The sequence below is a fragment of the Phycicoccus sp. Root101 genome, assembly GCF_001426245.1.
Lineage (GTDB): Bacteria > Actinomycetota > Actinomycetes > Actinomycetales > Dermatophilaceae > Pedococcus.
Window position 1 is genome coordinate 309,274 of record NZ_LMCM01000007.1, and the last position, 23,937, is coordinate 333,210.

Consider the following 23,937-nt stretch of genomic DNA (forward strand, 5'->3'; position numbering starts at 1 on the left):
TCGAATGCATCGCGGGTTACGCAGCTCCCGTAGATGAAGTAACTCTGCTCAGGCAAGCTACATCTCCGCAAGGTCGTGGTCGGCGTCGGATCGTGGTGCCGCATACACCCTAGACTCGCGGACTTACACGGTCGAACAACTCTGATTCGGGGACACACGTGCACGATGACGAACGCCGCGATCACACGGACCTGGATCAGCGGTTCTTGTCGGAGTTCATCAGCGACCCGCACGGCCTGCGGGTGCGGTTCGAAGGGCTGCAGGCTCGTGACCGAGCCGCTCGCGCCAAGCTCAAGGATGCCGACAAGAACGCCACCGAGCTCAAGCAGCTCCGCAAGGAGAAGCAGGAGCTGACCCGTCGGCTGGGCAGCGCCAACTCCGCCCTCGACGCCTACCGCGCCGAGACCACCCGGCTCAAGGGCGACCTGAAGCGGGTCCGCGGGTCCAAGGCGTACCGCCTCGGGCGGTCGCTCACCTCCCCGCTCGGTCTGGTGAGGGGCCGCCCCGCGGCGGCGCCGAAGCAGCTCCCCGCCGCGCCGCAGACCGCGTCGGCGGGCTCCACCGCCCCGACGCCGTCCCCCGCCACGTCCCCCGCGCCGCGCGCCACGTCCCCCGCAGCGGCTCCCACCACACCGGTCCCCGTCGACCGACGGTTGAGCGACTACTCGTTCGAGGAGCTCGTCGAGCGCTTCCTCGAGCAGCGGACCCCGGTCCGCCTCGGGCACGTGCTCACCCGCGCGTGGTACCAGCGCGGACTGGTCTCCACGCCGTCCGCGCTGCTGCGGGACCACCCCGAGGTGACCGCCGCCCTCGAGGCCGGGCCGGCCGAGCTCGCCGAGCGCATCCTCGGTGCTGACCGGGTCGTCCGCGAGGGCATCCCCGTCCCTCCGCGTGCGCCCGGCCCCGCCTACCTGCCCGAGCCGGGCCGCGTCATGTACTGCGCCCACTCGACCCCGGCCTACAACACCAACGGCTACTCCGTGCGCACCAAGGGGGTCGCATCGGGCCTGCGCCGGTCCGGCGCGGACGTCGTCGTCGTGGCGCGCTCCGGCTACCCGTGGGACTCCAAGGCGGACGTGAAGTCGCGTGGTCGGCACCGGCACGCCGTCGAGGTCGACGGCGTCGAGTACGTCCACCTGCCCGGGAACCCCCTCGCGAGCACCCCCGTCGACCGCTACATCCTCGAGTGCGCCGACGCCTTCGTGCGTGAGGCCCGCCTCCAGCGGCCCAGCGTCATCCACGCGGCCTCCAACTTCCGCGTCGGCCTGGCCGCGCTCATCGCGGCCCGCAGGCTCGGCATCCCCTTCGTCTACGAGGTCCGCGGACTCTGGGAGGTCACCGAGGCCTCCGACAAGCCCGGCTGGGAGGACTCCGAGCGGTACGCCCTGCAGTCCGGACTCGAGACCCTCGTCGGCACGGAGGCCGACGCCGTGCTGGCCATCACGGGTCAGACGCGTGACGAGCTGGTCCGACGAGGCGTGCCCGCCGAGCGGATCACCGTGGCCCCCAACGCGGTCACGCCGAGCGAGTTCCTCCCCCTGCCGCGCGACACCGGGTATGCCGCCACCCTCGGGGTCCGCACGGACGTGCCGGTCATCGGGTTCGCCGGCAGCATGGTCCCCTACGAGGGACTCGAGGTGCTCGTCGACGCCGCCGCGCTGCTGCGCGACGCCGGAGTCGGGTTCCAGGTCGTCGTGGCCGGTTCGGGTTCGGCGGCGGCGGGGCTCAAGGAGCAGGTCGCCCGCCTCGACCTCGGAGACCACGTGCGCCTGGTCGGACGGGTTCCCGGCGACCAGATGCCGCGGCTGCTCAGCCTCTTCGACATCATGCCGTGCCCGCGGTTGTCCCTGCCGGTCACCGAGATGGTCTCCCCCCTCAAGCCGCTGGAGGCGATGAGCAGCGCCAAGGCCGTGGTCCTCTCGGACGTCGCACCCCACCGCGACATCGCCGGGCCGGACGAGTCGCGCGCCCTGCTGTTCCGTGCCGGCGATGCCCAGGCCCTCGCGGACGTGCTGCGACGCCTCGTCGAGCAGCCCGACCTGCGCGCCGACCTCGGCCGCACCGGTCGCCTCTGGTGCCTGGACGAGCGCACCTGGGAGGGCCTCGCCCACACCATCAGCGGCGCCCACCGCGAAGCGGCAGTGCTGCACCGCGAGGCGGGGAGCCACGGGGTCGCCCTGGACACCCTGCGCGTCGGGCTGGTGGCCGACGAGTTCACGACGTCGACGCTCTCGGCGTCCGTGCAGGTCGTCCCGCTCGACCGCAGCGGCTGGCAGGACCAGCTCGACGGCCTCGACCTGGTCTTCATCGAGTCGGCGTGGAGCGGCAACGGTGGCACCTGGCACCGCGGTGTGGGCCGCTACTCCGACGAGGAGCACGCCGACATCTCCGCCCTGCTGGCCCGCGCCCGCGAGCTGGGGGTGCCCTCGGTCTTCTGGAACAAGGAGGACCCGGTCCACTTCGAGCGGTTCGTGGCGACGGCGTCCCTGTGCGACCACGTCTTCACCACGGACGGCAACCGCGTCCTGCCCTACCTGACTGCTGGCGTCGGCACGGTGCGGACCGCCTCGTCCCTGCCCTTCTACGCCCAGCCGAAGATCCACAACCCCCTGCCGGGGCGGCGCGACTACGAGCCGACCGTCGCGTACGCCGGCACCTTCTACGGCCAGCGCTACGCCAAGCGCTCGGCCGAGCTGAGCCTCCTCCTGGAGACGTGCCGCCCCTTCGGCCTGGCCATCTACGACCGGCAGGCGGCCATTCCGGACTCGCCGTACCACTTCCCCCCGGCCTTCCGGTCCAGCGTGCGCGGCTCCCTCCCCTACGACGAGGTCATCGACTCCTACAAGAGCCACCTGGCCAACCTCAACGTCAACTCCGTCACCGAGTCACCGTCGATGTTCTCCCGCCGCGTGGTCGAGGTCGCCGCCTGCGGCGGGGTGGTCCTGTCGGGGCCCGGACGCGGCATCGACGAGACGTTCGGTTCGGTCATCCCCACGAGCAACGACCCGCTGATGTGGCGCACCCTGCTGCGCACCTGGTCCAGCGACCCACAGGCTCGGCTCGCCGAGGCGTGGCTGCAGATGCGTGCCGTGCTGCGCTCGCACACCGTCGACACCGCCCTGACCATCGTGGCGCGCACCGCCGGTCTCCCCGTGGCCGCCCCCGAGCGCCCCTCGTATGCCGTGGTGCTCGACTCGACCGCCCCGGACGTCCTGCGCGCCCTGGCCCTGCAGTCCCAGCCACCCGTCGAGGTCTTCGTGCACGCCGACCACGGCACGGGCGCCGTCGACGACGCGACGGCAGCCCTCGCCCGCCACGGCGTCGCCGTGCGCACCTGGGACGGGTACGGCAGCCCCGCCACCGTCGCCAGCTGGATCGGCCGGCTCTCCGACGTCGTGGGCCGGACCCACTTCGAGGACCTGCTCCACGCCCCCGCGTACGGCGCGTGGGACCGCATCGACAGCCACAGCGTGCCCGACCTCGAGCCAGGTCGGCCCATCGCCGAACCGGTCCCCGGGACCGGCACCCTGACCGGACTCGTCTCGGCGCAGGTCGCCGCCGAGCACCCCCACCTCGACGACGCCCTCCGGGCGCAGGACGTCACCGCGGTCCGCCTGCTGCTCCCGCACCGTGCCGTCGTGGCCGCGCCGCCCCTCGCGAGCGACACCTCGACGACCTCGTCGCTGGACGGCGCGGACATGGCTCGGGACGCTGCGACCATCGCCGGTCGCCGGGTCCTCGTCGCGGGCCACGACCTGAAGTTCGCCGCCTCCCTCATCGACGAGCTCCGCAGTGAGGGCGCCGAGGTGCTGCTCGACGAGTGGGAGAACCACACCACCCACGACGAGCAGCGGTCGCTCGAGCTGCTCGACCGGGCCGAGGTCGTGCTGTGCGAGTGGGGTCTGGGCAACGCCGTCTGGTACTCCCAGCACGTCATGCCCGGCCAGCGGCTCGTGGTCCGGGTGCACTCCCAGGAGCTGCGACGCCCGTACCTCGCGCAGGTGGCCCACGAGAACGTCGCGGCCTACGTCTTCGTCGGTGAGCTCGTCCGGGCGGCGGCCATCGAGAGCCACGGCCTCCCCGCGGACAAGTGCGTGGTCGTGCCCAACCCCGTCGACACGACGGCCCTCGACCTCGCCAAGTCTCCGGAGGCGGCGACGACCATCGGCCTGGTCGGGATCGTGCCGGCCACCAAGCGGCTCGACCTCGCGCTCGACGTCGTCGAGGAGCTGGCCTCTCGTGGCCACGACTACTCGCTGCGCATCAAGGGCCGCACCCCGCAGGACTACCCGTGGATGCTGGCCCGACCCGACGAGATGGCCTGGTACGACACGCAGTACGGGCGGATCGACAGGCTCAACGCCATACGTCCCGGCACGGTGGTCTTCGACGGGCACGGTGACGACATGGCGCAGTGGTACACCGGCGTGGGCGTGGCCCTGTCCGTGAGCGACTTCGAGTCGTTCCACCTCACCATCGCCGACGGTGCGGCCAGTCGCGCCCTCCCTGCGGTGCTCGCCTGGCCGGGCTCCGACCTGGTCTACCCGCGCGACTGGATCAGTGCCACGGTCTCCGACCTGGCCGACCGTGTCGTCGCCGAGGAGCGGAACCCCGAGGGCTACCGCGCCGTCGTCACCGACCAGTTCGAGGCGCGAGCCGTCCTGGGGCGTCTCGTCGACCTCCTCAGCCCCGAGGGGCCGACCCGTGGCTGAGACCCGCGTCCTCATTTACGGCAGCTGCGTCTCCCGTGACACCTTCGAGTTTCTGCCAGACGGCCACACGCTGCTGGCCTACGTCGCCCGCCAGTCGGCGATCAGCGTCGGTTCCCCCGCCGCCGGCGTCAAGGCCCAGCTGACCGAGCTGCCCTCGGCGTTCCAGAACCGCATGGTCGCCGGTGACGTCAAGGGCGATCTGCTGGACGTCCTCGGCCGGGTGGCACCTCAGGTCGACGTGCTCCTCGTCGACCTCATCGACGAACGAGGTGGTGTCATCGCCATCGGCGGCGGTCACGTCACGAAACTCGCCGAGATGTGGGCCGCCGGCGGCCGCACCGCCACCCGGGGCGGACGTCACATCCCGTTCGGCACCGACGAGCACTTCGCCCTCTGGGTCCCCGCCGTCGACGCGGTCGTCACCCGGATCGCCGAGCTGGGCCTGCTGCCGCGAACCGTGGTGCTGCGCACACCCTGGGCATCCCTGCTCGACGACGGCGGTCAGGTCCCGGTGCCCGGCTGGATGACGCCACCCGACGAGGCCAACCTCCAGTACGCGCGCTACTTCGACCACCTCACCGAACTGGGGTTGTCGGTCGTCGAGCTCCCCGAGGACCTCGCCCGCTCGACCACCGAGCACCAGTGGGGACCAAGCCCCTTCCACTACACGGCGCAGGCCTACGAACACCTGGCCTCCGGCATCACGGAGACAGTCGCCGCCGGTGCCGAGCCGATCTCGTCCACCTCCGAGAACACCCCGGGAACGCCCGCATGACGGCTCCCCTCGACCTCGCGGCCCTGGCCGCGGTCGTGCGCAGGCGGCTGCCGGTCGGGGGGTCCGCCCCGAGCCTGCGGCGCGCCGCCCGCCTCGCCCGCGAAGGCGTCATCGAGTCCCCGCAGTTCGGTGACTTCGCGTACGACGACGGCCGGGTGTGGCACGACGAGTCGGACCGCTCGCGGGCCCGCTTCGTCCACGGCTTCCTCTTCCTGGCCGACTGGCCGACCCACATCACCGCGAGCGCAGACCCCGCTGCCACCGCCGCGCTGGCGCTGTCGCTCACTCGACGGTGGGAGCATGACTTTCCCGCAGGCTCGACAGGTTCGCCGATGGCGTACCACGACGAGACCACGGCGCAACGGCTCACCTTCCACCTCGCGCTGCTGCCGGCGTTCGAGGCGCACCTCGGCCCGGACGACCTCGCCTGGTACCGCAGCTTCCTCGACCGCACCGCGGACCTGCTCCGTCGCGACGACTTCCACGCGGGCGTCAACAACCACGGCATGTTCCAGGACCTGGCCCTGGTCAACTACGCCGGTCTGGCCTCATGGCGCAGCGATGCCGAACGCACTGACGTGCTGCAGGTCGGGCTCGCCCGCCTCAAGACCTACTTCGTCGGATGCTTCACAGACGAGGGCGTCCACGTCGAGAACACTCCGACCTATCACGTCATGGTGGCCAGGTTCGTGCGCGAGTACGTCGAGGTGCTGGAGGCCATCGACCACGAGGACGCCCCGTTCTTCGAGGCGCTGATGCACGAGCTCTCCGTCTATGCCACCCACGCCGTGATGCCCAGTGGCCTCTTCCCGCCGGTGAGCGACACCCAGCAGGTGTCTCTCGTGGGTGGACCCACCTCCGTCTTCCCCGACCCCGAGTTCGCGTACGCCGCGACCCAGGGACGGTCCGGACGGCCGCCTGCCGAGCGCGTCCTCGTCCTGCCGCGGTCGGGGTATGCCGTGTACCGCTCCGCGTGGGGCGACCCGGATGCGACGTACGTCTTCTTCCAGGCTGCTTACAACAACGGTTATCACAAGCACGCGGACGAGAACTCCTTCGTGCTCAGCAGCAAAGGAGTCGACCTCATCAGCGAGGCCGGCCCCTACGGCTACAACTACACCGACCCGCTGACGCGGTACGGCTACTCGCAGTTCGCCCACAACACCCTCGTCGTGAACGGCGTGAGCATCCCCCGCGCCGGCGACGACCAGCACGAGGTGAGCATGGTCGCGGAGTCGGTCCGCCCCGACGGCTTCCGGGTCACCGGACGCAACGGCCGTCTCGTCGACACCGTCCACGAGCGCACCCTCTCCGTCGAGGAGGTCGAGGGGAACCCGCGCATCGACGTGCTCGACACGATCACCCGGGAGGCTGACGGTGACGCGGCATACGAGCTGTTGTGGAACATCGGGCCCGGGGTCGACGTCGTCGCCCATGGCCACGGGTTCGAGCTGCACCACCGGGGCACCAAGCTCCTCGACGCGACGATCCGGGCCGAGGTCCCCCTGAGCATCAGCGTGCGTCGCGGGCAGAAGCGCCCGACCCACCTCGGCTGGCGGTTCCCTAGGTTCGGCGAGGCCGAGCCCGCCGACGTCGTCCGAGTCTCGTTCCGCGGTGCCTCCACCCGTGTCCGGACCACGCTGCGGCTCTCCGACTTCGCCTACCGCGACCGGGGGCTGGCCGATCCCACCCAGCACTGGCAGCGGTTCGAGCAGGAGGTCGGGCTCAACTACCAGCACGTCCCCGCACGGTCGGCGTCCGGCGCCCGCCGCCTCGTGGTGGTGTTCACAGCGGTTCACCAGCCCGGCGACTTCACCTACAACTACCGGGCCACGCTGGACCAGACGCCGTTCCAGGCGCTTTACGTCCTCGACGACTTCGGCGACCAAGGTGCCTACTACCTCCAGGACCACGGCGACCGAGGAATCTTCCGGACCGTCCAGGCACTCATCGCCAGGATGCTGGAGCAGCTCGGCCTGACGCCGGCCGACCTCGTCACCGTCGGGTCCTCCAAGGGGGGCACCGCAGCGCTCATCCACGGCATCGCGGCGGGAGCGGGCCACATCTTCGTCGGGGCCCCACAGACACGGATCGGTTCGTTCGTCTCCAAGCCGCATCCCAACATCCTCGAGCTGATGACGGGCGGCACCGGGCCCGAGCAGGTCGCGGAGCTCGACGTGGCCCTGTACGACCTCGCCGCCACGTCACTCGGCGTCGGACGCCACCCGGCACCGCAGATCTCCGTCGTTGTCGGCGACATCGACCACCACTACAAGGGCCACGTGCTGCCGTTCGTGGAACACCTTCGCTCGCTGGGCCAGGACCCTTCGCTCATCGTGCTGCCGGGGCTGCGCCACGCCGACATCGGTGCGGTATACCGCGACACCCTGCTGACCTTCCTCACCTCCTTGCTCGACCAGGACCGGGGGTCGACCTCCGACCCCGGACCGTCACTCACGGTGATGGCGACCAGCCGTGGGGGCGCCGTGACGGGCATGGTCCTCGCGGGCGCGTTCGACGAGTACGCAGGACGGCTGTTCCGCGACAACGAACTGGTCTCCGCACTCCCCTACTCGACCTCACCGCACCTGACCTGGCCCGACCTGGCCGCGGGCCGGTACCGCGTCCGCGTCTTTGCGCGCAACGACGGGGACACCCAGGCCACTGCGCAGACGACCGACTGGGTGGTCGTCTCCTAGACCGGTACGGTTCGACATCATGGAGCGCGCCGACACCCCTGATGGGCCCGCCGTGACATCACCTCCGCGGGTGGAGGTGGTGAACCTGCACCAACTCGCCGCCGAGGTGGACGCCGAGCCAGGCACCCTCTATGCGTTCTACCTCGTGAGCGGCGGAGAGGTCGTCGAGCGCCGTCACTACTCCCGCGTCCCACGGGCCCGCTTCAACCTGTCCGGCCCGGGTCGTTACACCGTCAAGGCGTACCTGCGCGGTCCCGACGGGACGATCCGGCAGGCCACCTCCGCGTCGGTGCAGCACCGCCCCGTCGGCGATCCTGCGCGTCCCCTCGGGCCGGAACCCGTCCACGTCCTGGGCCTCGGGCCCCAGTCCCTGGCTCTCGCCCTGGTCCTGGCCTCCACCCGGAAGGTCGAGGGACTGGTCGACCCCACGGGCGCCCACGCCGGTTCGGTCGTGCACGGCATCCCCGTCCTCGCCCCAGCCGCGGTCGCCCCCGACGCGTTCGTCGTGGGGGTGGGCGCCCACGACGAGGGCTTCGCCCGGTACGAGCGCGTCCCGGTCCGCGGCGAGCTGCACCCACGGGTCCAGGCGGCGCTGTGGCCGCATTCCGCGATCTCCGCCTACCGGCTGTCACGGCAGCTGCACCTCGATGGGCTGGGGTTCGGTGCCGACCTGGTCAAGGCGTTCATCCACTTCCGGTTCAACAGCGTCATTCCCTACACCGCAGTCATCGGCGAGGGGACGACCTTCGGCTACGGCGGGATCGGGGTGGTCGTGCACACGCAGGCCGTCATCGGCCGATACTGCAAGATCGGCCAGAACGTCACGATCGGCGCTCGGGGCAACGTCCTTCCGTCCATCGGCGACAACGTGTTCCTCGGCGCCAACGCCGTCTGCGTTGGTGGCCGGATCGGCAACCGGGTCGTCGTCGGGTCAAACGCCGTGGTCACCAAGGAGGTCCCCGACGACTCTGTCGTGGCCGGTGCGCCCGCACGGGTGATCGGGTCCTCGACCAGCGGCTACGAGGGGTACCTCGGTCCGCTTGCCGACGGAGTGAGCCTCGGGCCGGATCCCGCCGCGGGCCCTGCAACGGACCCGGGGATGCTCAGCGGTTCGGCCGAAGGGCTGTCACAGGAGTAGTTCGCCCCCACCACGGGGCGACAGCCACTGCCGGTCAGGACACTCGCAGGGTAGGGCTGGCCACGGGGAGGCGCTCGCCGGAATCGGTCAGCAGGTGGGCGCGGACCCGGTAGACGCCAGGGCCCGCGAGTGGGAGCTCCGCCAGCCGGTCCTTCTGCCACGACGTGGCCGCGACGCGCTCGTCACCACGGTAGAGCTGCAGCGACCACGCCTTGGCCTGACCGCCGGTGAGGACGACAGCGAGGCGGTCCCCGCGTCGGGATAGGGAGACCGTGGGCGCTCCCCGTCGGGGTGCCCGTTCCGCGGCGCTGGGTACCCGCACCCCTCTGCCGCTCACCGCGCCAGAGCCGTGGGCCTTCCGCACTGCTGCAACGACCTCGTCCGACAGGCGCAGATAGGTATCGTCGTCGTAGTGGAAGGGTGCCGGCCCCCACTGGTGCGTTGTGCCGGCGTGCGGATCCGGCCCGGTGCGGCCGAGAACAGGCACACCGAGGACGCGCACCGCGGCCTCGATGTAGGGCTCGGTCAACGCGTTCCCCTCGTCGGCGCCCGCGCCGAAGCTTTCGGGGACGACCTCGCCCTCGTCCGTCGTCATCGCCCACAGGGGGGCCAGCAGGACGGTGCGGTCGAGGAGCCCTGTCCGCTCGAGCAGCTCGCGCCACCCTTCAAGGCTCTCCCTGAACAGGCTCAGGTGCTCCGGCGAACCGAACGGGAGGCGTTGCACGCCATCCGGCACCGTCTCCCCCAGGATGGAACGGATCTCGACCGAGTCGGTCGTCAGGCCCCCGTCGACGTGTCGGTGGACGCCGAGGCGCTCGTCCACGAGGTCCCACAGCACCAGGTCCACCGAGTCGGCCGCCTGGGTGACGACCTCGGGGAGGCTGGCCGCGGCATCCGCCAGCAGCACCCGCTGCTGGAACCGGCTGGGTAGCACGGCACTGTCGATCACGGGCTCGCTGGGCCCTGCGAATGCACTCACCAGGCTCTGGCGGGCGACGTACTCCGACAGCGCGAACTCCATCGGGTCGAGGAAGGCGAAGGTGTCGCGGGACACGCAGCTCCCGGCGATCAACACCCGCACCCGGGAACCAGAGGGATCTAGGCCCGGGAGCCCCGACCGGCCGAGGCGGTCCGCCACCGTCCGGGTGCGGGTGCGGGCGTCGAGCAGCTCGGTGAAGGCGGTGAGGAGGACGTCCCTCGGCGGGGGGAGGTGACCCTCGCTCATCGGCGCGACCAGCGCAATGCCGCCGCCTTCGTCATACCAACGTCCGCGCAGGCCCTCGGCCCACCCAGCGGCCCTCAGGTAGGGCTCGGCATGTTCAGCCAGGTGGTCGTCGGTGGCGTTCTGGAGGTACAGAAGCCGCCGGCGTCCCGAGCTCTGGGGCAGGGGACGGCGCACGGAGTGGCCGACGCCGCCCGCCGTCAGCACGGCGGAGCGCTGCTCCCGGGTCCACCCGCCAGCCACGTCTGCGCTGGTTCCCGTCACCGACACGAGGTACTGCAGCACAGGCGGCGCGCTGTAGTCGAGGAGGTCGGTCTGCGGGTTCCACACCAGGGCCGACACTGGCTCCCGCATCCGCGCCGACTGGTCGAGGCACGCGAACCCACCTCCAGAGCCGCCGACCAGCAGGAGCTCGCGGCCCAGGCGCGATGCCACGCCGTCGAGCAGCCTCGTGACCTTCTCCTGGGTCCTCCGGCCCGGCGCTCCGGTGTACCACCCGAGGTCGAGGTCGGGATCGAGTCGTAGGGTCGGGTCGCTCAACGCGAGGAAGGGTGTGCCGGCCTCGCGGGCGAGGTTCTTACCGGAGAAGAACGGTCCCGGCGCGCCTCCCCTGGTGGACACGGCGCCGGAGAAGAACACGGGCAGACACTTGCCGGCACGGACCATCCACGGCCGTCCGCCCACGAAGAGGTCAAGGTGGTCGTCGTCGCCCCCAAGGAGGACGTGCACGCCGGCGACCCACGTCTCCACGGGCGCCTCGAGGAACGCCTCGAGCGACGGCCACGTCCGCACGTGCGGCTGGTACCGCCCGTAGTCACCGTCGGTCGGCAGGTCACCGTGCTGCCCCGTCATCACTGCTCCCTCCCTGCAGGGTGTCCATCATGCCGCCAACGTCGGATCATCGGAGCCGGGCCCGCACCAGCACGGTGGTCGTGGGGTAGTAGAGGTCGTCGCCGACGACCGCCAGACGGGCCGGGCTGACCCCGCCGTCCCCGATCCGGCGGATCCGGGAGGTGCCGGGATCGACCTGGAGCACCTCGCCGCCGGCGGCGAGGTAGAGGTGGCCCTTCAGGCTCACCATTGCCGTAGAGACGAACGTGGCCGACGCCGGGTCGCCCTCGTCGGGGTTCCCGCCCGCCGGGTCGCCGGTGGTGCCCAACGGGATGGTGCGTATGGTGCGCCCCGTTGCGGGGTCGAGCTGGAAGATCCGGTTGCGGGACGCCGCCCACAGGCGACCCTCCTCGTCGTGCAGCACCGACCCGATGGACTGGGCCGCGGGGTCGGGCGTGACGGTCCACAACAAGCGGCGCTGGTCGGCGTCATAGGCGAAGACCGAGGGCGGGCCCTCCGACGGCCTGGACCCCAGGCCTCCCCAGCGCGAGGTGCTGCCGTAGACCAAAGCCCTGTCGGCCGAGAGCGCGACCACGCTCTGGTCGGGTACGGGCGGGTCGAGGACGACAGGAGTCGTCGCATCCCCTTCGAACCAGCCGAGCACGCCGCCGCGGATGCCGTAGTCGGGGATGGTCCCGAAGAAGGTGCGGCGCCCGGCGGTGGCCCAGGCGATCGGCCGATCCTGATCGGTCGTGGCGCCGAGGTCGACGACCATCCGGGGGTTCGTCCGCGGCTTCCACGGCTGGGTGGTATCCAACCGGAAGATGCGGCTCTTCGGGTAGGTGCCGAAGAACTCGTACCGACCGTTCGTGACCATCCCCTCGACCTCGCCGAAGAACTTGGGCGTCGTGGCGCCCCCGACCACTCGCACGAGGCCCGGCGAACGCGACCTGCCCAAGGTCGCGGGATCAAGAATCGAGAGGCTGGACCCGCCATACCCTCCGACCACGATCTTCCCGCTGCTGGCCGACAACGACTTGATGCGTAGAGCGGTCGGGCGCAGGGCGATGGTGAGGACACGTGGCTTGCCCACCGGCGTGGACAGGCCGGTCCGGGGGTCGCGTGTCCCGAGTTTCAGGACGACGACGCGTGTGTGGCCGTCGTGGGCGACCAGCCACTCGGCGGGGGCACCGTCGAGGCGCATGCGGACGATCGTGCCGTTGACGCTCGTGGGCACAGGGATGGTGGCGAGCGGTGTCTGGACGACCCCACGTGGCCCCAGCGCCGCGCCCCAGAACCTGCCACCGCGGAAGTAGTAGACGTGGTCGTCCGGCGCCCGGCCACCCGGTCGGAGCTGGTAGAGGTTGCCGGAGGTCGCGAGCGCCGGGGCGTCGACCCATCGCTTGGCCGCCAGGTCGTAGAGCCCCCGACTGCCGTCAGGGAACAGCACGCTGAGCACCCCGTCGTGGACCTTGAGCTGGGTCAGGAACCCGGTCCGCACCGCCGGAGGCGGTGCGATCTCGGTGCGGCGGCGCGGATCGGCCGTGGAGATCTGGACTATGTCGGGGCGCGCCGAGCCGGTGCCGACGTAGACGTTCGCGGCGTCGACGGCCAGGGTGCGTGCGTAGTCGTTGTCGTTGCCGACGCTTCCGGCGGACGTGAATCGACCCGTCGAGGGGTCCAGCACCCACACCTCCCCGCCAGGGTAGCTCCCGCCCCAGATCCGACCGTCGGGAGCCGTCACGAGGTCGAAGACACGGGTGGCCTTGGCCGTGGCAGCGCCGAGGTCCTTGATCGACCGTGATGCTGTGTCGTAGCGCCAGACGTGACCCTGACCGCCGATGTAGATCATCCGCTGGTCTAGGGAGGGCGTGAGCGCCCAGCCGTTCAGGATTCCCGGGATCTCGTGGGAGTACTCCACCTTCCCCGTCTTGAGGTCGGCGAGCTGGAAGACCGCAGGCGACCCCGAGGCCACCGTGGAGAACTTCGGCACTCCTCCGACCGAGCTGACCAGCGACGTCTTGGTGTTGGCGAAGCCCTTCATCGTCGCCGCGGGCGCGGCGGCATACGACTGCTCGGGAGCCGCCTTCACGGGACTCACGATCACGTCGTCCCAGACGCTTGTCGCGGTGCCCTCGAGGTCGGTCCCGATCTGGACCTGCACGTAGGCCGCCCCATCGGGAACGGCGGCACGCAGCGCCAGCCGCGACCAGGCTGCACCCTTCGCCGGGACACTGTTGACGGGTGGCGTCGTGAGCAGCCTTCGCTGCACGTCGAACCAGCGCACCCGCAGGGTCGAGCCGCCGGCCACGGCGCGGGCCCAGGCCGTGGCCTCGAGCTCGGCGCCAGTGGGGACCGGGACCAAGGCACTACCTGCGAACGCGCTGCCCGTCGTGGAACCGTCCTGCAGCTGCAGGGCGGCGACTCCGTCGTGGGGGCCCGACGTGATCCGAACCGCAGAGGTCCCGGGCGCCGCGGACAACGTCCAGCTGCGGGGGGATCCGTCGGACGCACCGACAGCCTCGAACCCCCCGTCGGGCAGTGCAGTGGTCCAGAGGTTCACGTCGTCCCAGACGGCGGCGGAGTCCGGTCCGACGACCAGGGTGACGCGCACGGCCGCCGCGCCGGCAGGGGCCTGGGACTCGACCGCCGTCCGTGACCACACCCCGTCCATGTCGGTGGCGGCGGCCACCTCCGTGCCCACCGACCGGCCGGAACTGTCGACGAAGACCATTTGCAGCTCGGGGCGACCCGCGGTGACGATGGCCAACGCCCCTGCGCCGTACCGCTGCCCGGGGGTGACCGCCTGCGGCCGGGAGGTGACGGTGGCGGTTCCACGGGTCCCGGCGGTGGTCATGCTCAGCGCGCCCTTGCCGCTGTGCACGGTGGTCGTCGTGATCTCGACGCGCGCGCCCCTCGGGGCCGTCACGGTCCATCCACCTGCCCCGACCGCAGGGAAGTCGAAGCCCCCGGGCAGGGCATCCAGGAGCGCCGGGGCCGGGCTGGTGTCCGCCTGCGAGCTGGGTGACGGCTCGGGGGCTGGTGTGCCCGAGCTGTCGCCGCGCAGCAGGGCCGTGACGATCCCACCAGCGACGAGCAGGAGGACGGTCACCGTGGCGGCAGCCATCCATCGTCGCCGGCGCGACAGGCGCGGGCGGTCGGCAACGGTCACGCGCTCGCCCTACCTCGCGACGAAGTCGGGCAGACGCTCACCGATGCCGAAGAGGGCGGCGATCGCCGCCACCGAGCGGTCGGCGGCCGCGCCGTCGCCATACGGGTTCACGGCCCGGGACATCGCCTCGTATGCCGCCGGGTCCTCGACCAGGCGCGTCACCTCCGTGACGATGCGCTCCTCGTCGGTGCCGATGAGCTTGACCGTGCCCGCGGTGACCGCCTCGGGGCGTTCGGTGTTGTCCCGCATCACGAGGACCGGCTTGCCCAGCGAGGGCGCCTCCTCCTGCACACCACCGGAGTCCGTGAGGACGATGGTGGACAACGCCATGAGGCGGGTGAACTCGCCATACGCCATCGGCTCGGTGACGAGCACGTTCGGGAGGCCCTCGAGGTGCGGGAGCACCGCCTCACGGACGATCGGGTTGCGGTGGACGGGGAGGATGACGTGGTACTCGGGGTGGGCCAGGGCGAGCCGGCGCAGGGCGCGGCCGACACCCTCCATGGCACCGCCCCAGTTCTCGCGTCGGTGCGTCGTGACGAGCAGGACCGGACGACCGGAGGCCTCGACCTCGGCCAGCCTGGGGTCGGTGAAGGCGAGGTCCTGCTTCACCGTGTGCAGCAGGGCGTCGATGACGGTGTTGCCGGTGACGGTGATGGTGTCCGGGTCGACGGCCTCGCGCAGCAGGTTCGCCTGCGAGGTCGACGTCGGCGCCAGGTGCAGGGCCGTGGTCTGGCTGGTGAGCTTGCGGTTGGCCTCTTCCGGGAAGGGCGAGTTGATGTCGCCGCTGCGCAGGCCGGCCTCGATGTGCACGACCGGGATCCGGCGGTAGAACGCCGCGATCGAGGCAGCCGCGACCGTCGAGGTGTCGCCCTGGACGATGACCGCGTCCGGGGCGACGTCCACGAGCACCGGGTCGAGCCGGTCGAAGACCTTGGCCATCAGGCCGTTGAGCGTCTGGCCGTGGGCGAAGACGTCGAGGTCGTGGTCGGGGACGATCCCGAAGATCTCGTTGACCTGGTCCAGCATCTCGCGGTGCTGTCCGGTCACGACCGTCACCGACTCGAAGTCGGGGTGCGCCTCGAGCGCCTTGATCACGGGAGCGACCTTGATGGCCTCCGGGCGCGTGCCGTAGATGGTCATGATGCGCTTCTGGGTCAAGGCTTCGCTTTCGTCGGGTTCGGGTGACGTCGGGTTCGGGTGACGTCGGGGCGGCACCCGGCAGGGTCAGGTGGCGTTGGAGTGCCGGGACAGGTGCCGGACGGTGCTGGAGTCCTGAGGGTGGACGACTGTCGCCCGCAGCTTGGCGCGGGCGTCCTCCAGCAGGCCCTCGGCCTTCTGGGTCTCACCCTTGGCGATGTTCCAGGCCCACCAGCGGTAGGCCCGGGCGGTCTCGTACGCAGGCCCATCGAGCACCATCTCGCCCTGGTGCAGCCAGATCGCGCGAGTACACATCTCCTCCACCACCTGGGCTGCGTGCGACACGAGGAAGATCGTGCCGGCGTGCTGCCGGATCTCGGCCATGCGCGCCTCGCTGCGCGCCTTGGTCGCCGCGTCTCCGGTGGCGAGCGCCTCGTCGATGAGCAGGATCTCCGGACGCGCCGCCGCGGAGATGGCGAAGCGCAGGCGGGCCCCCATCCCGGAGGAGTACGTCTTCATCGGGAGGTGAATCGACGAACCGATGCCGGCAAGCTCCAGGACGTCGGGGATCGCCTCCTTCACCTCCTTGGGCTTCAGGCCCATGGCGAGCAGGCCGATCCGGACGTTCTCCATCCCCGAGAGCTCGGGCATGAGCGCGGCGTTGACCCCGAGGAAGGACGGCGTCGAGCTCGCCAGCACCCGCCCGGAGGTCGGCGTCTCGAGCCCGGCCATGACCCGCAAGAGCGTGCTCTTGCCCGAGCCGTTGTGGCCCACGACCCCGATGGACTCGCCGGCCCGGGCCACGAAGGAGATGTTGTCGACGGCGCGGACGGTCACCGTGCGGTTCCAGCCGATCTTGCGGGCCGCCCGCTGCAGCAGGCCCAGGTGCTCGCCCTCGCGCTCCTTGCTGGCGACGCGGTAGTGGACCGACAGCCGTTGGACCATGACGGTCGGCGGCCCGAGCGGCACCTCGATGCCCTTCTTCGGCCCGGCATCCGCGTCGGAGGGCAGGGTGATGTCGTGCTCCTCGTCGTCGAACCCGATCGAGTCGGTCGACAAGGCGTCGGTGTGCAGGTCACTCACGGCCGTACTCCTCCTCGCCCTGCCAGAAGTACAGGAACCCCAGGACAGGGGTGACGATGGCCCAGGCACCGAGGGTCAGCCAGAGCTTGAGGTCGGGCATGGTGCCGTAGAGGAGCAGGTCGCGAGAGATCTCCAGGACGCAGAAGGCCGGGTTGAACTCCAGGACCGCGAGCAGTTGCGGATGGGTCACGAACTTGTCGATGGAGTACATGACTCCCGAGCCGTACATCCAGAACCTCGACGCGAAGCCTATGACCAGCCGCAGGTCGGGCAGGGCGCTGGTGAGCCGGGCGGTGTAGAGGATGATCCCGCTGTTCAGACACACCTGGAGCAGGAAGACCACGGGGAACAGCGCCCACAGCCAGGTGATCTTCGCGTGCGGCGGGATGACGACGATCATGACGAGCATGGCGATGACGACAGGGAACATCGAGATGGCCTGGCGCAGCGCGAGGGCCAACGGAATGGATGCGCGGGGGAAGGAGAAGGCCCGGATGAGGTTCTTGCCTCCCGCCATGACCCCCGCGCCGCCGTTCAGCGATGCCGACGTGAACGAGAACAGGAAGACGCCGATGAGCAGGAAGCCGATGTAGTTGTCAATCCCACGGGCGGTCCCTAGCAGGACGCCGAAGATCAGGAAGTAGGTCAGGCCGTCGAGCACGGGCTTGCCGACGAGCCAGAACCGGCCGAGCAGGGTGTCGCGGTTGCCGGCGAAGGCGCGGGCCCGGGAGTCCGCGGTGATGAAGTGCCGACGGTGCCAGAGCTGGTGGATGTACGAGCCGAGGGCGGCGCGCTGGCCCACCGGCTTGAGTCGGCTGATGTCGACGACCTCCAGCTGGACGTCGTCGACCTGGGCCAGGGGTGAATGGGTGCGAGCCCGTTCGCTCACGGTCGGCTCCCCAGGGTCTCGTAGATGTCGCGGTACCGCGCTGCCATGGCCTGCCACGTCCTGGTGGCGGCGAACTCCCGGCCTCCGGCAGCGAGCTGGTGCCACAGCGCGTCGTCCGCGAGCAGCCCGTGGAGTCTACCCGCCAGTGCTGAGGGATCGTCCGCCGTCGCGAGCAGGCCGGTGCCCACCCCGGTCGCCGGTCCGGTGACGATCTCCGCGAGCGCCGGGAGGTCGCTGGCCACGACGGGCCGGCCCGCCGCCATCGCCTCGATGGGCTTGAGCGGGGTGACCGTCCGGCAGACGAGGGTGTCGCGCCGCGGGACGACGAAGACGTCGAGGGCGCGGTGCCACCGGGCGGCCTCGGCCCGGCTGACCCGTCCCGGCATGACCACCACGTCGTCGAGGCCCAGGGTGGAGGCGAGCTGCTGGAGCGCCGGACGGGAGACCCCGTCCCCCGCGATGGCGCACCGCACGTCGAGACCCTGGTCGCGCAGGGTGCGGACCGCCTGCAGCAGGACGTCGAGGCCCTCGTAGTCCACGAGAGATGACACCGTGCCGACCCAGCGGCCCTCCTCGGGCAGTCCGAGTGCCCGCCGACCCTCGCGGGGCGTCATGGCCCCGTCGAGCAGGCTGGCGTCGACGGCGTTGGGGACGACGGTGATCCGGTCGGGGGCGACCCCGCGCTCGACGAGGTCGGCGCGCATCACCTCGGACAGGACGACGACGTGGTCCGCAGCGAGCGCGACCTCGGTCTCCTTCGCGTGCCACAGCCGGAACCGCTCGCTCGCGGCCCCCTCCTCGCGCTGGCCCGCCGGTCGTGAGGCGAGCCAGGTCTTCTCGAGCTGGCCGCGCGCCTCGTACACCCAGGGCAGACCGGCAGCGCCGGCGACAGCCTGCGCGACGAGGGCGTTGGGGAAGTGCGTGGTCGTGTGCAGCACGGTCGGCGCGAACTGTTCCACGTGGAACCTCAGCAGCTCGGCGGTCTGCTCGAGCCGCCCCTCCGGCGTCGCCGACATGCGGCGCGGCAGCAGCCGGTGGTACGGCACGCCGTCGACGACGTCGGTGCCCGCAGCCCATGGGAGGCCGACGTTGACGGGGTACCCCAGCCGGGTCACCGCCTCGACCGCGATCCCCAGCCCGGCCTGCGCCCGCAGGATCGAGTGCGACCGGAGGGCGTACCCGGACTGCGTCCAGGGCAGCGAGTTCGTGAGAAGGTGCAGCGCGCGAGGCGTCCCCACCCCGGACCCGTGCGTATGCCGCGGGCTCGCCACGGTGCCGGGTGGCACCGGACGAACGGGCACGGCATACCCGGGTTGCATGGTGGCCCGCTCGGAGGCGAGCCGGCCCACCTGCCGGCGGCCCGCGCGACCGGGGGCCGCCTGGAGGAGCTCGACCGCGCCGGTGAGGTCGCCGCGACGCCACAGCGCCCGCGCCTGGAGGACGGCGTCGGCCCCCTGCGGGACGTCGAGGTCGAGCTGGACGGCAAGCTCGGAGGCGATCCGGCTCGCACCCAGCTGCTCGGGCGGCAGGGCGCGCAGGGTGGCGCGGGCGTCCTCCGGCCGGTCGGCGAGGTAGCTGGCCAGGGCCTGCCGCGGGCCGACCGCGGTCGAACCGGAACGACCCGTGCGGCCGAGTGCCCTGGCGACCGGCCGGCGGAACCGCGCCGGCAGCCGGCGCATGCCCTGCACCGCGAGGCGGGCGGGGTCGTCCTCGGCGTGCCGACGGAGCATGACGACGAGGATCCCGATGTTGCGCAGGGTCTCGAGCCCGCCCGCGCGGGCGCGACGCTCAACCACGACCGGTCACCACCGCGTCGAGGACCTCGAGGTAGTCGGACGCGAGCCGGGTGTCCTCGGCGTGCTCACCCACCCAGGCGACCCCGTCGGTGCCGGGGTCGAGCAGGGAGCGGTCGGTCGCGACGGCCTCCCACACCTCGGCGAGCGCAGCAGGGTCACCCGGGGTGGCGACGTGACCCGCGTGCGCCCCGGTGATGATGTCCGCGGCCTCGCCCGCCACCGAGCCGGTGACGTGGACCCCGAGGGCCATCGCCTCGTACAGCTTGGACGGCACAGTGAGCTCCAGCGCCGGCCATGGCCGCAGGCAGACCAGCACGGTGTCGGCCCACGCGTAGTGGGTCCCCATCTGCGAGCGCGGGACGGGGTCGACGAACTCGACCTCGACCCGCTCGGCCGCCGCGAGCGCCACGAGCTGGGGCCGGTCGGCACCGTCACCGACGAGCCTGAGGCGGACGCGTGCGCCGCGACCACCGGCCAGGGATGCCGCGTGGACGGCGGTCGCCAGGCCCTGGGCCCGGCCCAGGGTGCCGGCGTAGAGCACGTTGAGAACGCCGTCGTCACCGTCGCGGGGGACGTGGGTGGGGTAGCCCGGGACCGGGTGGGCGCCGTTGCGCACGACGTGGACGCGCTCCATGCCCCGGTCGCGCAGGACCCGGGCGAAGGTGTCGGTCGTGGCCACCACCGCGTCGGCCCGACGCTGCTCGTACGTCGTGGCGCGGCCGACGCCTGCGAGGCCACCGCGCGAGACGCGCTGGGCCGCCCGCCTGGCCCGGCCGGCGGAGGTCGTGTCCCACTCGTCGGCGACGGTGAGCAGGTCCGGCCAGGCGTCACGCATCTCGGCCACCACCGGGACGCCGAGTCGACCGGCGACGCGGCGGCCGGCCCACAGCATCGGCAGCGACGGGACCGTCGCGACGACGACCTGCGGGGTCGCGGTCCGGGCGGCCCTGCCGGCCGCGCTGACGGCGGCCCGGGCGGACACGAGCTGGTCGGCGAACCGCGAACCCACGTCACCGGCATACGCACGGAAGGCGACGCGGTGCACGGTCTCGCCGTGCGGGCCGGGGTGGACCGCTCCGGGGGCCATCGCGGCGTGCTCCGGCAGGAGGCTGCCGTGGGGGTAGTGCGGGGCAGGAGCGATGACGGTGAGCTCGTGGCCGAACCGGACGAACTGCTCCGCGAGGGCGGACCAGCGCTGCTGCGGGGCCCCACCCTCGGGCGCGTAGTAGTGCGTGAGCAGGAGGATCCTCACGGGACGGGGTCCGCGGGTGGGGGCGGCAGGAGGTCGTCGACCGCGCGGACGTCGAGGTCGACGGCCCCACGGGCGGCACCCCACCGGGCCGAGCCCCCGACGAGACCGGGCAGGGCGAGGTAGGCCAGGCCCAGGAGGACGTCCGCCACGAGGACCAGCCCGCGGGTCGGACGCGAGGCGCCGAGCATCGCCGGCAGGGCGAGCAGGCAGGCGACCGCCGTCGCTGCGGCCACGATCCCCGCGACGGTGGCGTGCGACCAGCCCGCCCGGGCCACTCGCTGGTAGACGTGCAGCCGGTGCGGCTCGAAGACGCGGTCGCCGTGGGACATCCGGCGGACCAGCGTCACCCCGGCGTCGAGGACGAGGACGAACAAGGGGGCGAGCGCGACCTCGGTCGGGACCGGCAGCATCACCAGCCAGCTCGCCACCACGGCCCAGGTCGCCCCGAGGGCGTAGGAGCCGATGTCGCCGAGGAACACCTTGGCGCGGGGGAGGTTGAACGGCAGGAACCCCAGGCCGCCCGCGGCGGCGCCGATGCCCAGGACGGCGACCGCGGGGACGTCGTAGTGGACACCCGCGACGGCATACCAGAGGCCCGCGACCACGGCGTGGCCCGAGACGAGGCCGTTCACGCCGTCCATGAAGTTGGTGATGTTGACCATGGCGATGGTGCCGACGAGGACGAACGGCACCCACACGACCCCGTCGCCGGTGACGCCCATCGCGGACAGGCTCCAGACCAGGGCGAGGACGGCCTGCACCACCAGCCGCAGCCGGACCGACAACGACCACAGGTCGTCCGCGAACCCCACGAGCCCGAACCCCAGGACCGGCAGCAGCACGAGGAACAGCTCGTCGACGTGTCCCTCCACGGCGTCGGGGCGCAGCAGGGTGACCAGCACCACCGCGCCCAGCACCGCTGCCACGACCCCGAGGCCGCCCCCGCGAGGGGTCGGGACGACGTGCAGCGAGCGGTCCGCGGGGATGTCGACGATGCTGTGGCGACGCAACAGCGGCAGGGTCCCGCCCACGACGAGCACCGAGAGCGCCGTGCAGCTGACCATGGCCCAGGCGAGGGCTGCGGTCATGCGCGGCGGCCGCTGGGGACGGAGACCGGCTCGGCGGCGTACGCCACGACCTTGAGCCAGGCGTGCAGGTCGATGAATCGGCCGAGGGCCAGCTCGCGTCGCACCCGGTCGATGTCGACGAGCACGTCGTCGGGCATGAGCGGCATGCCGACGTGGGTGACGAGCTCGTGGAACGGGCGGTGGTCGGGTTCGTCGCTGGCGAGCGTGCGCTCGGCCATCTTCTCGCCGGGGCGGACACCGGTGTAGACGACGGTCGGCGGCGGGAAGCCCTGCAGCGCGGCGAAGCGTCGTGCCAGCTGCTCGATGTTGTGCGGCTTGCCCATGTCGAGGATCAGGCCCTCGCCGCTGCGGCCGTGGACGGCCGCCTGGAGCACGAGCTGGGAGGCCTCGTGCACCGTCATGAAGTACCGCGTCATCTCCGAGGACGTGATCGTCAGCGGGCGACCGGCCGCCAGCTGGGCGGCGAACGTCGTCAACGCCGAACCCCGGGACCCCAGGACGTTGCCGAAGCGGACCGAGATGTACCGCGCGTCCGGCCCGGCCTTGACGCCGAACGAGGCGGTCAGCCGCTCGGTGATCCGCTTGCTGTAGCCGAGCACGCTCGCGGGGTCGGCGGCCTTGTCCGTGGAGATGTTGACGAACCGGCTCACGCCCTGCTCGACACAGGTGGCCAGCAGGTCGCTGGTCCCGGCGACGTTGGTGAGGAACGCCTCCGAGGCGTACCGCTCGGCCAGCGTCAGGTGCTTGACCGCGGCGGCGTGGAACACGACGTCGGGACGGTGTCGGCCGATGAGGTCGTTGATGAACCCCGGGGTGCGCAGGTCGCCCAGGACCAGGTCCTCCGAGTCGAGCATGCCGCGACCGTCGACGGACAGCTGGACCGCGTGCAGGAGGCTGTCGTCGCGGTCGGTCATGACCAGTCGCGCGGGCTGGTACTGGATGATCTCGCGGCACAGCTGCGAGCCGATCGAGCCGCCGGCGCCGGTGACGAGGACGACCTTGCCGTGCAGGTAGGACCCGATGGCCTCGACGTCGATCTCGACGGCACCCCGGCCGAGGAGGTCGTCGAGCAGGACCGGGCGGAACGCCTGGCGCGGCAGGTCGATGCGCACCCCGCCGGGGATGCCCTCGCGGGTCGGCCCGGAGACGCCCTGGGCGGAGAGCATCTCGTCGAGCGAGGGGAGGACGAGCAGGTCGGCCCCGGCCTGGTTGGTGAGGTCGATGACGCGCTGGACCAGCCCGGGCGACGCGGACGGGACGGCGAGCAGGACGACCTCGGCGCCGAGGCGTCGGGCCAGCTCGGGCAGGTCGTCGATGCGGCCCTGGACGCGGATGCCGGAGATGCCGAGGTGGCGCTTGCCCGAGTCGTCGTCGACGAGGCCGACCGGGTGGAGGACGGTGCCCGCGTCGTCGAGCATCATCGCGATGGCCTGGCGTCCACCCCAGCCGGCGCCGACGACCAGGGCCCGGCGACCGGCCCGACCCTGGCGGCGCTTGCGCGCGCGGTGGTACTGCACCGCGACATACCGCAGGACCAGCCAGCCGCACGCCGCGCACGGGGCAGCGGTCACGGCCACCGACAGCGGCAGCATCGCGGGGTGGGTGAGGATCGACGCCGAGCTGAGCGAGGACATCAGGAAGATGGCGACGACCGCGAGGCCGACGATCTCGTCCTGGGTCCCCCACCGGCAGCGACGGGCGACGAGCATGGCGTACGTGACGAGGTAGACGCAGGCGCCGAGCAGGAGGGCCAGGCCGAGGCCCTCGCGGTTGACGATGGACGACTTCTGCTCGTACCGGCTCATCGCGAGCAGCACGATGATGATGACCAGGATCGCCACGTCGACCAGCATGAGCACGGGGATCGGCCAGTGCCGGACCTCGACGAGGCCGTTGGCCCGACCCTTGCGTGGGGCCTGCGCGCCCTCCGGTTCGGGGGTGCTGGCGGTGTCCCCGGTCGCTACCGGGTCGGGCGCGTTGGCCGCCGGTGCCGGCGCGGGTTCACGGGGCGCGACGGAACCGTCTTCCCCGGGGGCGCGCTGAACACTGGACACGGCCGCCAGAGTATCCAACAAGGCACAAGCACGAGCAATCGCGACCAAGGCGCGCCGGGCCGCAGGACCGCTGGCCTGCACCGATG

The 23,937-nt window shown here is 71.8% G+C and carries 13 protein-coding genes; 4 read left to right on the forward strand and 9 right to left on the reverse strand.

Annotated features, from left to right (window positions below; all coding sequences use genetic code 11):
* Positions 1–206 precede the first annotated feature (206 nt).
* The 4 genes from ASC58_RS12115 (at position 207) to ASC58_RS21020 (ending at position 9,324) form a co-directional block, all read left to right on the forward strand.
* Positions 207–4,712: a glycosyltransferase gene (locus ASC58_RS12115; RefSeq protein ID WP_200947814.1), complete on the forward strand. Its 4,506-nt coding sequence runs from the start codon at positions 207–209 to the stop codon at positions 4,710–4,712.
* Positions 4,705–5,487, forward strand: coding sequence for a DUF6270 domain-containing protein (locus tag ASC58_RS12120; protein ID WP_056919456.1), 783 nt, complete (start codon positions 4,705–4,707; stop codon positions 5,485–5,487). Before ASC58_RS12115 ends, ASC58_RS12120 begins: the two co-directional genes overlap by 8 nt.
* Positions 5,484–8,186 (forward strand): heparinase II/III family protein, encoded by a 2,703-nt coding sequence (locus ASC58_RS12125; RefSeq protein ID WP_056919457.1) that lies wholly within the window; start codon positions 5,484–5,486, stop codon positions 8,184–8,186. Before ASC58_RS12120 ends, ASC58_RS12125 begins: the two co-directional genes overlap by 4 nt.
* A 79-nt stretch (positions 8,187–8,265) precedes the next feature.
* On the forward strand, positions 8,266–9,324 hold the full coding sequence (locus ASC58_RS21020) for a serine O-acetyltransferase (RefSeq protein WP_162246849.1): 1,059 nt from the start codon (positions 8,266–8,268) through the stop codon (positions 9,322–9,324).
* A gap of 34 nt (positions 9,325–9,358) precedes the next feature.
* On the opposite strand, the gene ASC58_RS12135 is transcribed toward ASC58_RS21020, so the two are convergent.
* The 9 genes from ASC58_RS12135 to ASC58_RS12175 form a co-directional block, all read right to left on the reverse strand.
* Complete coding sequence (locus ASC58_RS12135) at positions 9,359–11,398, reverse strand: DUF6270 domain-containing protein (RefSeq protein ID WP_157598474.1); 2,040 nt, start codon at positions 11,396–11,398, stop codon at positions 9,359–9,361.
* Between the two features lie 46 nt (positions 11,399–11,444).
* Positions 11,445–14,549, reverse strand: coding sequence for a hypothetical protein (locus ASC58_RS12140; protein WP_157598475.1), 3,105 nt, complete (start codon positions 14,547–14,549; stop codon positions 11,445–11,447).
* Positions 14,550–14,558: 9 nt separating this feature from the next.
* Positions 14,559–15,692 (reverse strand): non-hydrolyzing UDP-N-acetylglucosamine 2-epimerase, encoded by a 1,134-nt coding sequence (gene wecB / locus ASC58_RS12145; protein ID WP_056919568.1) that lies wholly within the window; start codon positions 15,690–15,692, stop codon positions 14,559–14,561.
* A gap of 84 nt (positions 15,693–15,776) precedes the next feature.
* On the reverse strand, positions 15,777–16,772 hold the full coding sequence (locus tag ASC58_RS12150) for an ABC transporter ATP-binding protein (protein WP_235529210.1): 996 nt from the start codon (positions 16,770–16,772) through the stop codon (positions 15,777–15,779).
* A complete protein-coding gene (locus ASC58_RS12155) occupies positions 16,765–17,661 on the reverse strand; it encodes an ABC transporter permease (protein WP_056919461.1) in 897 nt (298 codons plus the stop codon). Before ASC58_RS12155 ends, ASC58_RS12150 begins: the two co-directional genes overlap by 8 nt.
* Positions 17,658–19,457: a glycosyltransferase family 4 protein gene (locus tag ASC58_RS12160; RefSeq protein ID WP_056919462.1), complete on the reverse strand. Its 1,800-nt coding sequence runs from the start codon at positions 19,455–19,457 to the stop codon at positions 17,658–17,660. Before ASC58_RS12160 ends, ASC58_RS12155 begins: the two co-directional genes overlap by 4 nt.
* Positions 19,450–20,709 (reverse strand): glycosyltransferase family 4 protein, encoded by a 1,260-nt coding sequence (locus ASC58_RS12165; protein ID WP_056919463.1) that lies wholly within the window; start codon positions 20,707–20,709, stop codon positions 19,450–19,452. Before ASC58_RS12165 ends, ASC58_RS12160 begins: the two co-directional genes overlap by 8 nt.
* Positions 20,706–21,797, reverse strand: a complete 1,092-nt coding sequence (locus tag ASC58_RS12170; protein ID WP_056919464.1) for a hypothetical protein — start codon at positions 21,795–21,797, stop codon at positions 20,706–20,708. Before ASC58_RS12170 ends, ASC58_RS12165 begins: the two co-directional genes overlap by 4 nt.
* Positions 21,794–23,851: a polysaccharide biosynthesis protein gene (locus ASC58_RS12175; protein WP_056919465.1), complete on the reverse strand. Its 2,058-nt coding sequence runs from the start codon at positions 23,849–23,851 to the stop codon at positions 21,794–21,796. Before ASC58_RS12175 ends, ASC58_RS12170 begins: the two co-directional genes overlap by 4 nt.
* Positions 23,852–23,937 lie beyond the last annotated feature (86 nt).